Source organism: Mycobacterium sp. HM-7 (genome assembly GCF_053852335.1).
The window spans coordinates 667,572-681,025 of sequence record NZ_CM132657.1 but is presented as its reverse complement, the minus strand read 5'-3'; the positions used below and the strand labels follow the sequence as shown (position 1 = coordinate 681,025).

Genomic DNA, 13,454 nt, shown 5'->3' with positions numbered 1-13,454 from the left:
GCCGCGTGAGGTGTTTGGTCAGCCCGCCTCGCCTCAGCTACGTAGCGCGGTGGGCCGCCCGAATCGCGCCCGCACCCCCGGAGAGAACAGCGCCCGCAACGGCGGCCCCACCGGCACCACACCGCTGGCGGGCACCAGATCGTCGGTCAGCTCGACCAGCTCGGCCTGCCGGAGCGGCCATGCCGGATGTTCGTTGGGCACCCACCATGTCCGGCCGGCCTTGCGCGTGTGCGCGCCCCATCGGGCCGTCAGCCATACCTCCAAGGGCGTCGGGTCGACGGGCTCACCGATCGCCACCTCGGCCAGGGTCCGCAGGCCCCGCTCGGGCCAGCGGCGCGTGCCCGCGTAGGTGATCCGGTCACCGCTGCGGGCGACGCGCAGTTTGGCCCAGGTGTACGGCACGCCCATGCCGAGTCTCGTCAGCCCGACGACCGCGAGCCGCGTCGTCTCCAGCGACCGGAACAGCACGCCGTGCCGGCCGGCGCCGTCGACCGAGTACAGCCGCACGTTCGTTTCCGCGAAGGCACCGAAGTACGGCAACGGCACTCGGCCGGCCACCGCCGACCGGTGCATGACGAACGGCACCAGGCCGACATACGTCAGCCCGTCGGTGAAGACGTCCGGCGCGGTGTCCGGCGGAAACAGGGGCGCGACGCTCGCCGGGTCGACGGGCCAGTGCAGGAACGTGAGGTCACCCCAGAACTGCTCGACCCACGCCGGCTGCCGCAGCGGCGGTGCGTCGACCAGAAATCCGTCCATGGTGGCTAGTCACTGAGCGCGGGAATGACCTCGCGCTCGAAAGCCTCGATGCTCGACCTGTCGTACGCGGCTTCGGGGAAGTACACGATCGCGTACTCGCAGCCGAGGTCCTTCACCTTCCGGAGCCGCTCCACGACCTGTTCGGCTGTGCCGCAGTCCGACTCGGCTGACGTCATGCTCGCCAGCATCGCGTCGACCGCGGCTTCGTGCGCGACGGTGATCTGACGGTCCCGAATGCGCGCGATACGCGCGGCGACATCGGCGTCGGAGTCCCCGATCACCACATTGAAGTTGGCGGAGCGGACGATGCCGTCGTAGTCGGTGCCCACGTCGCGGCAATGCTGTTGCAGCACTTCTGATTTGTGCGCGAAGCCGTCGGGCTCGGAGGTGAAGTTGGTGTACTGCGCATACTTTGCCGCGATCTTGAGCGTCACCTTCTCACCGCCGCCTGCGATCCACAGTGGAATACCGTCCTTCTGCAACGGTTTTGGTTGCACGATGGCGCCGTCGACCTGGTAGTGCTTGCCGTCGAAACTCACCACACCGTCACGCCAGGCCGCCCGCATGATCTGCACACCTTCGTCGAGCCGGGCCAACCGCACACCGGCCGACGGGAAGCCGTAACCGTAAGCGCGCCATTCGTGTTCGTACCAGCCGCCGCCGATGCCCATCTGGACCCGGCCACCGGAGATGATGTCGGTGGTCGCCGCGACCTTCGCCAGATACGCCGGGTTGCGGTAGCTGATCGCCGTACACATCTGGCCCAGCTTGATCCGGGAGGTCGTCGCCGCATACGCCGCCATCAGCGTCCACGCCTCGTGCGTGGCCTCCGCGGTCGGCATCGGCACGGTGTGGAAGTGGTCGTAGACCCACAGCGAATCCCAGGGGCCGGCGTCGGCGGATGCGGCGAGGTCGCGCATCACCTGCCACTGGTCCTGCGGGGCGATACCCACGAGATCGAGACGCCAACCTTGCGGGATGAACAGTCCGAAGCGCATGGTCCCGACTTTAGGACGCCTTGGCCGCACGCGCTCCCGAACCCTGGCGTTCCACCAAACGGCGTCGGGAACCACCGCGTCGCGGTCTTAGGCTCAAGAACATGGCACCCGATTTGCACGTCGACCCGCAGGTCCTGACTGCCGCGGCGAGCGCCGTGACGTCGTGCGGCTCCGCCATTGGTGATCTCAAGCCGGGCGAACCCCTGAATTCAGCCGCAGCGGGCATGTCCGGGCTGGCTACCGGCGCCGCCTGCCAGCGCGTCGGCCCGCCGCTGAACACCGACTGTCAGAACCTCGGTAAGGCGCTCACGGGCTTCGCCGATTCACTGCGCACCGCGGCGACCAATTACACGAACACCGACAGCTCGGCGGGCAGCGCCATCGGCAAGACCATGCCGGGCCGCTGATCAACCCGGCAGGCGGTTGTTGATCTTCAGGCCCGCGAACAGCGCGAGGACCAGCACGAAGAACCCGACGCGCGTCCAGCTGCCGCTCGCGTCGCCCCGGATGGTCTGGTAGCCGATCTGCTCCTGCAGGTTGGCGTAAACGCGGGTCAGCTGGTCGAGGGTCTCGGCGCGGAACGACTCGCCGCCGGTCACCTTGGCGATCTTCTGCAGCGACAGGTCGTCGGTCGGGACCGGCACTTCCTGGCCCTCGTAGGTGATGACGCCCGATGGCGTACCGAACGAGATGGTCGAGATCACGACGTCCTGATCCTTGGCGGCCCGTGCCGCCGTCAGCGCACCGCGGGGGTCGTTCGGGTCCGCCGGCACGGTCTCTTTACCGTCCGACATCAGCACGATGTGCGCCGGCGGCGGACCGTCACCGCCACCCATCACGGCATCGAGGGTCGCGATGGCCTGCAACGCCGTGAAGATGCCTTCACCGGTCGCGGTGCGCGGTGACGGTTCCAGGGTGTCGATGGTCCGCGCCACGACGTCGTGATCGCTGGTCGGCGCCACCAGCATGGTTGCGCTGGACGAGAATTGGACCAGGCCGACGCTGATCCCGTTGGTGAGGCCCTTGACGAACGTCTTGCCCGCACTCTTCGCCGCCTCGATACGGCTGGGCTTGACGTCGGTGGCGATCATCGATTCGGAGACGTCGATGACGAGCATGACGACGGCGCGGTTACGCGGAATCCGGATGTCGTGGGTGGGTCCGGCCATGGCGGTGGTGAGCAGCACCAGCGACACCACCAGCAGCACCGCCGGCAGGTGACGCCAACGCGACCGCGTCTTCGGACGCGCCGCGACGACCTGCTCCAGGAGTTCGGTGTTCGCGAACCGCAGGACGCGCTTGCGTCGGGCCTTGCGCAGCAGCAGGTAGATCGCGACGGCGCCGACAACGGCAATCAGATAGAGGAAGAACCAACCGCTGGAGAACCCGGACAGCGTCAGTGGCCCGATAAAGGGGATCTCCAACAGGCACTCTCCGTTGCGTTCGGCGTCGATCGCTCAGACCGATATGGGGCAATCGTACCGACGCGAACGATTGGCCGGCGCCGGACGCGGCTGGTTCCCGACCCGAGCGGCCCGTCAGTCCGGCAGCCCGAGCGCGGCCATCGCGCCGTCGACCGTCGCCCGTCTCAGCTGGTCGACCGGCACGTCCGGGAACTGCAGGCAGCAGTCCTGCAGACCGCCGAACGCGATGACGGCCCGGGTGGACTGTTCGAGGGTGGGCCGGCGCCCGAAGACCAGCTTGCCCAGCCGCTCGCGCCACGCCAGCATGCTGTCGATCAGCCCCAGGTCGGCCAGCGTGGTCAGCTCGGTGACGATCAGCAACAGGTCGGCTCGGTGCCGGTAGTGGAAGTCGAAGTAGCCCTGCAACAGCTCACGCGGGGTCGCCCGGGCCGAGCCGCGCAGGCGTTCGTGGGCGGCCACGAATTCCTCGCCCTCGTCGACCAGCGGCTGCAGGATGCTGCGCACGAGGTCTTCACGCGAGCTGAAGTGGTAGTAGAGCGCGGGTTTACTGATGCCGAGCTGATCGGCGATGTCCTGCAGGCTGGTCCGCTGCACACCCTTCTGGCTGAATAGCTCGCGCGCCACATCCTGGATGCGCGCGCGGGTCTCGGACGGGGTTCTCACCACGTAGACACCCTAACTTACTTAACGGGCGGTAAGCTGACCGCAATCCACTTACCGACCGTTAAGTAAATGCGGAGGAATCATGAAAGTGCTCATCTCCGGTGCCAGCGTCGCCGGCCCCGTCCTGACCTACTGGTTGTCCCGAAACGGATTCGACGTGACGGTGGTCGAACGCGCGCCGGCCCTGCGCAAGAGTGGTGGCCACGCCGTCGACCTGTTCCGGCCGGCGATGGAAATCTCCGAACGGATGGGCGTGCTGGACCGCATCAAGGCCCGCGCCACCGGGACGACCGCCCTCACCCTCAACCGTCCACCCAGCACCAGGTGGACGCACATCGACTACGTCAAGCTCATCGCGGCGATGTCCGACCGGCACGTCGAGATCATGCGGGACGACCTCAGCCAGGCCTACTACGACGCCGTCCGCGACGACGCCGAGTTCAGGTTCGGCGACCAGATCACGTCCATCACCGACGCCGGTGAGGTGACCTTCGAGCACGGCGATCCCGAGCGGTACGACCTGGTGATCGGCGCCGACGGCCTGCACTCCGGGGTCCGTCAACTGACCTTCGGCGATCAGGCCCGGGAACGGTTTCTCGGCGGTTATCTGGCGGTGGTCTCGGTACCGAAAACGCTTGCGCCCAAGGGTGAGATGAGCGGTTACCTGGCCCCGCGGAAGATCGCCATGGTCTACACCGCCGACCACCTCGAGGACGCGCGAGCGGTGTTCATGTTCCGGACCGATCAGCCGCTGGATTACCACCACCGCGATATCGCCGCTCAGCAGCGCCACTTGCAGACGGCGTTCACCGGCCTGGTCCCCGAAATCGACCACTGGCTGCGGGAGCTGGATCGCACCCCGGCGTTCTACTTCGACGCCATCACCCAACTGGAAATGAGCACGTGGTCGCGTGGACGGGTCACGCTGGTCGGCGACGCCGGGTACTGCCCCGGGCCGGGGGTCGGCGGCAGCACCAGCCTGGCGGTGTACGGCGCGTACGTCCTGGCACATGCCTTGACCGCGCACCGCGGCGATCACACCGCCGCGTTCAGCGCCTACGAACGGACCATGGCCGCGCCCGTGGCCGGCAGCCGCACCATGGCGCGGGTCAATGCCAAGACCATCGTGCCCGGATCTGATTGGGGCGCACGGCTACTCCTCGGCATCGGACGGACTGTCTCGGTATTGCCGCGCAGCCTGACCGGGCGGCTGGCCCGGCTCAACACGAAGGGCGTCCGCCTGTACGACACCATGCCGCTGCCGGACTGACGCGTTCGCGTGTGGCCGAAGCCGCTGCGGTGTCACCCATGTTCGCTACGTTGGATTCATGGCCCTTTCCAAAGATGAACGCGAACAATTTCTGGCCGAACCACACATCGGTGCGCTGTCGGTCAATGCCGGCGCGGACCGCGGTCCCCTGACGGTGCCGATCTGGTACCAGTACGCCCCCGGCGGCAAGCTCTGGCTGCTCACCGGCCTCGGCTCCCGTAAGCACAAGCTGATCGAGGCGGCCGGGCACCTGTCGCTGATGGCCGAGCGTCTGGAGCCGTCGGTCCGCTACGTCGCCGTCGACGGCCCGGTGCTCAGCATCGAGACGGGCACCGACGAGCAGCTCGTCGAGATGGCCGAGCGGTACCTCGGCAAGGAGAAGGCACCGGCGTACCTCGAGATGGCCCGCCGCGAGCACGGCCCGAGCGTGACGGTCACCGTCGACCCGAAGCACTGGCTGTCGGCCGACCTAGGGGCGCTGTGATGCCATGTCGTCCCGACAGCGTCTGTTCCGGGTCTTCTATCGACTCGGATTCACTCCGTGGGACGGTCATCCGCTAGCGACCAGCCTGCGTGAGCTGGTCGAGGGCGAAACCGCCCTGCCGCCGGGCACCGCACTCGACATCGGTTGCGGCACCGGCGACAACGCGTTGTATCTCGCCGAGCGGGGCTGGGACGTCACCGGAATCGACTACGTCGCGAAGGCGATCGAGAAGGCGCGCGCCAAAGCCGCCGAGCGGGACGCCTCGGCGCCGGGCTCGGTACGGTTCGACCAGGCCGACGCCACCCGGCTCACCGGCCAGGGCATCGGCGCGGATTTCACCCTGATCGTCGACAGCGGGTGCCTACACGGCATGAGCGCCGACGACCGCGACGCGTACGTGGGCGAGGTGACGGCGATAGCGGCCCCCGACGCACGCCTGCTGATCGTCGCGTTCGTCCCGGATGCTTCGTTCGGGGTACCCGGCATCGATCCGACGGAAGTGGAGCGACGCTTCGCGCTCGGCTGGACGCTGCTCGCCAGCGGTGACGAACCAGGGCTGGACCATAACGGCAAAAACCCGGCGCGCTACTACCTCTTCGCGCGGCGGCGCACCTGAGCCGTCGCCGCACCTGAGCCTGCCGAGCAGACGTAAAACTGTCGTTTTCGGCCGAGGGCGACAGTTCTGTGCCTGCTCGCGGTGCTCATCTGCTGGGCACGTGACAAGCAATCACCTTGTGCGCGTTGACATTGCGTCTACGCAGACAAAGTGCAAGTAGACAAGTGCGTGGGTGCACAGTCAACGCGGGCCGCACATTGATCGTGCGGCTACGCACACAAAACCCGAGTGCACGCGTGCATAGCCGCAGGGTCAATGGCGGGCAAGGTCCACGCCGCCGCGCGTAGCGTGGCCCCATGGCCGAACTTTCCGACAATGTGATCGCATTTCTGTCCGAAGGCACGCGCACCGCGGTGCTCGGCTGGACTGCCGCCGACGGCCGGCCGCTCGCCGCGCCCGTGTGGTTCGTGGTCGATGACGGCGCGCTGGTGTTCAACACCGGCAAGGACACCGCCAAGGGACGGGCCCTGGCCCGGGACCCCCGCGTGGTGCTGTGCGTCGACGACACCACCCCGCCCTACGCCTTCGTGCAAATTCAGGGGGTCGCGGCACTCAGCGAGGAGCCGGCCGAGCTGCTCGACATCGCCACCCGCACCGGCGGCCGCTACATGGGCGCCGACCGCGCCGAGGAATTCGGCAAGCGCAACGCTGTGCCGGGCGAACTCGTGGTACGGGTCAACCCGACCAAAGTCATTGCCGCGTTCGACGTGGCGGACTGAGGACACCATGAGCGACCTTCCCGCATTCGCCGAGTTGTCCGCCCGAGATCACGGACTGGTTGTGCTGAACACCCTGCGCGGGGACGGCAGCGTCCAGTCCTCGGTCGTCAATGCCGGCGTGATGCCGCATCCGAAAACCGGCGCGCCGGTCGTCGCGCTCGTTGCGATCGGTTCGACCCGCAAGCTGCGCAATCTGCGTGCCGACCCACGCACCTCGGTTGTCGCGCATGCGGGCTGGCAGTGGCTGACGGTCGAGGGCACCGCCGAGGTAATCGGCCCCGACGACACCGACGCCGAGACCCTGCGGGTGTTGCTGCGCAACGTCTTTCAAGCCGCCGGCGGGACGCACGACGACTGGGACACCTATGACCGCGTCATGCGCGAAGAGGGCCGTGCCGCCGTGCTGATCACCCCGACCCGGGTGTACTCGAACCCCGCACGCTAAGGGCACGCAAAAGCCCCCCGACTTGCGCCGGGGGGCTTTTGACGTTGAGCTGCTTAGCTTTCCAGCGAAGCTGGCGGCAGGAAGCGGTCGCCGTAACGCTCGGCCAGTTGCTTGGCGCGGGCCACGAAGGCCTCCTTGCCGACACCGAGCTCGCCCTGGTAGCCGACGATGAACTGCGCCGAACCACCGGTGTACGGCGGGAAGCCGATACCCATGATCGAGCCGATGTTCGCGTCAGCGGTCGTGGTGAGCACGCCCTCGTCGATGCACTTCTGGGTCTCCAGTGCCTCGGCGAAGAGCATGCGGTCGATCATGTCCTGCAGCGGCAGTTCGACCGAACCCGAGTTGAAGGCGTCCTTCAGACCCGGCCACAGCTGCGTCCGCTTGCCGTCGACGTACTCGTAGAAGCCGGCACCCTTCAGACGCGACGGACGACCGAGCTCGATCATCTTCTCGACGACAACCTCGGCCGGGTGCTGCACGTAGGTGCCGCCCTCGGCCTCGACGCCCTCCTTGGAGGCCACGGCGATCTTGTGCATGAGCTCCAGGTTGAGCTCATCCGAAAGCTGCAGCGGCGCGGCCGGGTAGCCGGCCTGCGAACCGGCCTGCTCGATGGACGCGGGCGCGACGCCCTCGCCCAGCATGGCCAGCGCCTCGTTGACGAAGGTGCCGATCACGCGCGAGGTGAAGAAGCCGCGGCTGTCGTTGACGACGATCGGGGTCTTCTTGATGGCGAGGGTGTAGTCGAACACCCGGGCCAGCGCCTCGTCAGAGGTCTTCTCGCCCTTGATGATCTCCACCAGCGGCATCTTGTCGACAGGCGAGAAGAAGTGGATACCGATGAAGTCCTCCTGGCGCTTCACGCCGGTCGCCAGACCGGTGATCGGCAGGGTGGAGGTGTTCGAACCGAGCAGCGCGTTGGGCTCGACGATGTCCTCGATCTCCTGGAACACCTTGTGCTTGAGTTCCTGGTTCTCGAACACGGCCTCGATGACGAAGTCGACGCCCTTGAGATCCTGCGGATCGGCGGTCGGGGTGATCCGGGCCAGCAGCGCGTCGGACTTCTCCTGCGAGGTCTTGCCACGCTCGAGAGCCTTGGCCTCGATCTTCTCGGAGTAGTTCTTGCCCTTGTCGGCGGCTTCCTGCGTGACGTCCTTGAGGACGACCTCGTAGCCGGCCTTGGCCGACACGTAGGCGATACCGGCGCCCATCATGCCCGCGCCCAGCACACCGATCTTCTTGATGTCCTGCTTGGCGATGCCCTGCGGACGCGAGGCACCCCCGTTGATGGCCTGCAGGTCCAGGAAGAACGCCTGGATCATGTTCTTCGCGGTCTGGCCGGTGACCAGGGTGGTGAAGTAGCGGCTCTCGATGCGCGACGCGGTGTCGAAGTCGACCTGCGCACCCTCGACGGCGGCATCCAGGATGGCGCGCGGCGCGGGCATCGGAGCACCCTTGAGCTGCTTCTTCAGCAGCGCCGGGAACGACGGCAGGATGCCGGCCAGGCCCGGGCTCGAGGGGGTGCCACCGGGCATCTTGTAGCCCTTGACGTCCCACGGCTGCACGCCGCCCTCAGGGTTCGCCTTGATCCATGCTTTGGCGGCGGGGATCAGTTCCTCGACGGTGTCGACGAGTTCGTTGACCAGGCCGACAGCCTGCGCTTTGGCCGGGGTGAACCGGGTGCCCTGGCTCAGGACCTCCATGAAGGCCTTCTGGATACCGAACATGCGCACGGTGCGGGCGACGCCGCCACCGCCGGGCAGCAGGCCCAGGGTGACCTCGGGCAGGCCGATCTGGCTGCCGCGGACGTCCGCCGCGATGCGGTGGTGGCACGCGAGGGCGATCTCCAGGCCGCCGCCGAGGGCGGCGCCGTTGATGGCGGCGACGACGGGCTTGCCCAGGGTCTCCAGGGCGCGCAGGTCGGCCTTGATGTCCTCGACCATGGCGAACGCCTCGCCGGCGTCGTCGGGGCCGATCTGCATCATGCCCTTGAGGTCACCGCCGGCGAAGAAGGTCTTCTTCGCGCTGGTGATGACCACACCGGTGATGGAGTCCTTCTCGGCTACCAGGCTCTGCACCGCGTAGTGCATCGACTCCTTGTAGTGCTCGTTCATCACGTTGGCCGAACCCGTGGGGTCGTCCATCGTCAGGGTGACGATGCCGTCGGCATCCTTGTCCCACTGAATTGTCTTCTCAGCCATTGTTTTTCAATCTCCCTAGACGCGCTCGATGATGGTGGCCACGCCCATGCCGCCGCCGATACACAGCGTGACAAGCGCACGCTTGGCACCGCGGCGCTCGAGCTCGTCGACCATGGTTCCGGTGATCATGGCGCCGGTGGCGCCCAGCGGGTGGCCCATCGCGATGGCGCCACCGTTGACGTTCAGCTTCTCGTCCGGGATGTTCAGGTCCTTCTGGAACTTCAGGACGACCGAGGCGAAGGCCTCGTTGATCTCGAACAGGTCGATGTCATCGACGGTCAGGCCGGCACGGTCCAGAACCTTCTTGGTGGCCGGGGTGGGGCCGGTCAGCATGATGACGGGGTCGGCACCGCTGGTGGCGGTGGCCACGATGCGGGCGCGCGGGGTCAGGCCCTGCGACTTGCCGGCAGCTTCCGAGCCGATGAGCACCAGCGCGGCGCCGTCGACGATGCCCGAGCTGTTACCGCCGTGGTGGACGTGGTCGATCTTCTCGACGTAGTGGTACTTCTGCAGCGCCACGTCGTCGAAGCCGCCCATGGCGCCCAGACCCGCGAACGCGGAGTTGAGCTTGCCCAGGCTCTCCAGGGTGGTGCCCGGACGCATGTGCTCATCGTGGTCCAGGATGGTCAGACCGTTCTGGTCCTTGACCGGGATGACCGACTTGGCGAAGTAGCCGCCCGACCACGCTGCGGCGGCCTTCTCCTGCGAGCGCACGGCGTAGGCGTCGACGTCTTCGCGCGAGAAGCCCTCGATGGTGGCGATCAGGTCGGCGCCGATGCCCTGCGGGACGAAGCCGATGCGGTAGTTGGTCTCGGGGTCACCGGCCCACGCGCCGCCGTCCGAACCCATCGGGACGCGGCTCATGGACTCGACACCACCGGCGTACACCAGGTCGTCCCAGCCGGAGCGGACCTTCTGGGCGGCCAGGTTCACGGCCTCCAGGCCGGAGGCGCAGAAGCGGTTGAGCTGGAAACCACCGGTGGTCTCGGGCAGCTTGGCCACGAGAGCGGCGGTACGGGCGATGTCGCCGCCCTGGTCGCCGACGGGCGAGACGACGCCCATGATGACGTCGCTGATCAGGTTCTCGTCGAGGTCAGGATTGCGGCGACGCATCTCGTCGATCAGGCCGACGATCAGGTTGACCGGCTTGACCTCGTTCAGTGCACCGTTGCGCTGCTTGCCACGGGGCGTGCGAATGGCCTCATAGATGAAGGCTTCTTCGGACATGTGTTTGCTCCAGGTCCTATTGAGATGGGGTTGTGGGTGCGTCTACCCGCGGGCGGACGGTCCCCTGCCCGGAAGCGTAACAGGCCCTCCCAACCAGGTGGTTGGGAGAGTGCCGCCCATCACCCGCGAGCGTCCGTGTCTGTACGGCAACACGCCGCAAACGGCGTGCAGAACGCGCACGCTCACGGGCCGCGAGGGTGCGTACACCGGCCATTTCGTCCGTTTCGGCGGGCATCGACCGGTCCGCCCGCACCAGATCCAGCCCTTGCGCGAGCGGCGGCCGCGGCACCAGCTCATCCTGAAACCACGGTGTAGTTGTGTGAGAAGGTCGCGCCCACACTGCAGGGTCAACGCCACCCACGACCGCAAATCGGTTCACCCTGAAACCACGGCGAACTTTTGCGAGTACACGGCGCCCTGAGTCAACGTCGGCAGCAAGGCCTGAGTCAGGCGACGGCCTTGACGAACTCCGCGATCTCGCCGACGGCACGACGGGCGTCGGGGTTCGAGAAGGCGAAGGCCTGGAAGACGTGGACGGCGCGGTCGAAGATCTGCAATCGCACGGCCACGCCGGCCGCCGCGAGCCGCTCGGCCAGCAGCTCCGAATCCGGGCGCAGCGCCTCTTCCGAACCCACCTGCAGCAGGAACGGGCCCAGGCCGCGCAGGTCGGCGTCGACCGGAGACGGTGTCGCTTCGCGTCCTCCGTTACGCAGTAGGAAAACCTCGTTGATCATCCGGAGAAATTCGACCGGGAACATGGCATCCGGAATACGCTGCGCTGCTTCGTATTTCGGCATCATGTCGCTGTCGGTCGCAGCTGAGAGGAGCGCACAGCCGGCGGGCGGCGCCAGTCCCAGATCACGTACCGCCACGGCGGTCATGGCCGCGATGAAGCCGCCGGCCGAATCACCGGCCAGCACGATGTTCTCCGGCTTCACGCCCTGAGCCAGCACATATCGGTAGGCGTCGACGCCGTCCTCCACCGCGTCTTCGACCAGGTTCCTCGGGCAGAGCCGGTACCCCACACTCAAGGCACGCGCGTGGCTGTCGCGCGCAATGTGGCTGACCAGCGGGCGGTGGCTGTTGATGCCGAGCGCGATGAACGCCGACCCGTGGAAGTAGATGATGACGCGGCCGTCGACCGGCGGGGTGGTCTCGTTCCAGACCCATTCCGCCGGGCAGTTCGGCAGTTCGACCTTTTCGGTACGCGACCCTCGCACGCCAGGCATCCAGTTCGTGACCCGCTCGGAACCGTCGTAGGCGCGGTCCAGCAGGGCCTGCGGGAACCGCTTGTTGATGGCCAGCATGATCTTGGTCAGCACGAAGAGAAGCGGCTTCACAGCCCTGAGCAGGTAGGTCTCGGCGACGGAATGCCAGTTGGCCTTGCCCATCCATTCCGGGCCCGCATATGCGGCGGGTTCCGGCACCGCACTCTCGGCAGGATCCTCGATCCGTTCGGCGCTGGTCATAGGGCCTCCTTTGCGACATTGCTGTGCCGAGACTAGTGTCCTGAGTCGTTAATTCACCTTCTCTTGTTAGGGTGGGTCATGCCCTCGCCCCACGCTGTCGAGATTGTGTTGACCGATGACGAGCGTGCGGAGTTGGTGGGCTGGACGCGTCGGCGCACCAGTGCCGCGGGTCTGGCGCTTCGGGCCAGGATTGTGCTGGCCGCTGCCGACGGCGGCACCAATGTGGAGTTGGCTGATCGCCTAGAGCTCGATCGGGGCACGATCCGTAAGTGGCGCAACAGGTTTGTCGAGCTGCGCTTGGACGGGCTGCTCGATGAGCCCCGGCCAGGTCGGCCACGGGTGGTCGGTGACGAGCAGATCAAGGAGTTGATCACCACGACCCTGGAGACCACTCCGCCGCAGGCCACGCACTGGTCGACCCGGTCGATGGCCGAGCATCTCGGACTGTCGCAATCGATGGTCTCGCGGGTGTGGCGGGCATTCGGGCTGGCGCCGCACAAGCAGGACTCGTGGAAGCTGTCCAAGGACCCGCTGTTCGTGGAAAAGGTCCGTGACGTGGTGGGCCTGTACCTGGATCCGCCCGAACGGGCGGTGGTGCTGTGCGTGGATGAGAAAACCCAGATCCAAGCCCTCAACCGCACCCAGCCGGTGTTCCCGATGCTGCCGGGAACCCCAGCGCGAGCCAGCCACGATTACGTCCGCCACGGCACCTCAAGCCTGTATGCGGCACTAGATCTGGCCTCGGGCAAGGTCATTGGGTCCTTACATGCCCGGCACCGGTCCCAGGAGTTTCTGGCGTTCCTGAAAAAGATCGATGCCAATGTCCCGGCAGACCTCGATTGTCACGTCGTGCTCGACAACGCCTCGACCCACAAAACCCCGGCCGTCAAACGCTGGCTGCTGGCCCATCCACGTTTCACGCTGCACTTCACCCCGACCAGCTCCTCATGGCTCAACCTCGTCGAGCGCTGGTTCGCCGAACTGACCACCAAGAAACTGCGCCGCGGCACCCACACCTCAGTACGTCAGCTCAACACCGACATCCGTGCCTGGATCGACACCTGGAACGACAACCCCCGCCCCTACGTGTGGACCAAGACCGCCGACCAAATCATCGAATCCATCGCCAACTACTGCAGACGAATTAACGACTCAGGATACTAGATCAGCTCCCCCAGC

The 13,454-nt window shown here is 66.8% G+C and carries 14 protein-coding genes; 7 read left to right on the top strand and 7 right to left on the bottom strand.

The window, feature by feature from the left end:
- Positions 1-33: 33 nt before the first annotated feature.
- Positions 34-759, bottom strand: coding sequence for a YqjF family protein (locus tag ACWW1C_RS03225; protein ID WP_455982096.1), 726 nt, complete (start codon positions 757-759; stop codon positions 34-36).
- A gap of 5 nt (positions 760-764) precedes the next feature.
- Positions 765-1,757: an LLM class F420-dependent oxidoreductase gene (locus ACWW1C_RS03220; protein WP_455982095.1), complete on the bottom strand. Its 993-nt coding sequence runs from the start codon at positions 1,755-1,757 to the stop codon at positions 765-767.
- A 101-nt stretch (positions 1,758-1,858) separates the two neighbouring features.
- Between ACWW1C_RS03220 and ACWW1C_RS03215 the strand changes: the two genes are divergently transcribed.
- Entirely contained in the window at positions 1,859-2,164 is a 306-nt protein-coding gene (locus tag ACWW1C_RS03215) for a type VII secretion target (RefSeq protein WP_455982094.1), read from the top strand.
- On the opposite strand, the gene ACWW1C_RS03210 is transcribed toward ACWW1C_RS03215, so the two are convergent.
- Positions 2,165-3,181 (bottom strand): VWA domain-containing protein, encoded by a 1,017-nt coding sequence (locus tag ACWW1C_RS03210; protein ID WP_455982093.1) that lies wholly within the window; start codon positions 3,179-3,181, stop codon positions 2,165-2,167.
- Positions 3,182-3,295: 114 nt separating this feature from the next.
- A complete protein-coding gene (locus tag ACWW1C_RS03205; protein WP_455982092.1) occupies positions 3,296-3,847 on the bottom strand; it encodes a TetR/AcrR family transcriptional regulator in 552 nt (183 codons plus the stop codon).
- Between the two features lie 79 nt (positions 3,848-3,926).
- Between ACWW1C_RS03205 and ACWW1C_RS03200 the strand changes: the two genes are divergently transcribed.
- From ACWW1C_RS03200 to ACWW1C_RS03180, 5 genes are all read left to right on the top strand, one after another.
- The gene (locus tag ACWW1C_RS03200; protein ID WP_455982091.1) at positions 3,927-5,114 is read left to right on the top strand and encodes an FAD-dependent monooxygenase; all 1,188 of its coding nucleotides are present in this window, start codon (positions 3,927-3,929) and stop codon (positions 5,112-5,114) included.
- A 58-nt stretch (positions 5,115-5,172) separates the two neighbouring features.
- Complete coding sequence (locus ACWW1C_RS03195) at positions 5,173-5,598, top strand: pyridoxamine 5'-phosphate oxidase family protein (RefSeq protein ID WP_455982090.1); 426 nt, start codon at positions 5,173-5,175, stop codon at positions 5,596-5,598.
- A 4-nt stretch (positions 5,599-5,602) separates the two neighbouring features.
- On the top strand, positions 5,603-6,214 hold the full coding sequence (locus tag ACWW1C_RS03190) for a class I SAM-dependent methyltransferase (RefSeq protein ID WP_455982089.1): 612 nt from the start codon (positions 5,603-5,605) through the stop codon (positions 6,212-6,214).
- A gap of 296 nt (positions 6,215-6,510) precedes the next feature.
- Positions 6,511-6,933 carry a PPOX class F420-dependent oxidoreductase gene (locus ACWW1C_RS03185; RefSeq protein WP_455982088.1) on the top strand — a complete coding sequence of 141 codons (423 nt, stop codon included), beginning with the start codon at positions 6,511-6,513 and terminating at the stop codon, positions 6,931-6,933.
- Positions 6,934-6,940: 7 nt separating this feature from the next.
- Positions 6,941-7,378, top strand: coding sequence for a TIGR03618 family F420-dependent PPOX class oxidoreductase (locus ACWW1C_RS03180; protein WP_455982087.1), 438 nt, complete (start codon positions 6,941-6,943; stop codon positions 7,376-7,378).
- A gap of 53 nt (positions 7,379-7,431) precedes the next feature.
- Here ACWW1C_RS03180 and ACWW1C_RS03175 read toward each other — a convergent pair whose 3' ends face one another.
- The 3 genes from ACWW1C_RS03175 to ACWW1C_RS03165 form a co-directional block, all read right to left on the bottom strand.
- Positions 7,432-9,579 carry a 3-hydroxyacyl-CoA dehydrogenase NAD-binding domain-containing protein gene (locus ACWW1C_RS03175; protein WP_455982086.1) on the bottom strand — a complete coding sequence of 716 codons (2,148 nt, stop codon included), beginning with the start codon at positions 9,577-9,579 and terminating at the stop codon, positions 7,432-7,434.
- 15 nt (positions 9,580-9,594) lie between these two features.
- A complete protein-coding gene (locus ACWW1C_RS03170; RefSeq protein ID WP_064859744.1) occupies positions 9,595-10,806 on the bottom strand; it encodes an acetyl-CoA C-acetyltransferase in 1,212 nt (403 codons plus the stop codon).
- Positions 10,807-11,252: 446 nt separating this feature from the next.
- Complete coding sequence (locus tag ACWW1C_RS03165) at positions 11,253-12,275, bottom strand: alpha/beta hydrolase (protein ID WP_455982085.1); 1,023 nt, start codon at positions 12,273-12,275, stop codon at positions 11,253-11,255.
- Positions 12,276-12,353: 78 nt separating this feature from the next.
- Here ACWW1C_RS03165 and ACWW1C_RS03160 point away from each other — a divergent pair, with 78 nt between their 5' ends.
- Positions 12,354-13,439 carry an IS630 family transposase gene (locus tag ACWW1C_RS03160; protein ID WP_455982084.1) on the top strand — a complete coding sequence of 362 codons (1,086 nt, stop codon included), beginning with the start codon at positions 12,354-12,356 and terminating at the stop codon, positions 13,437-13,439.
- The last annotated feature ends 15 nt before the right edge of the window (positions 13,440-13,454 follow it).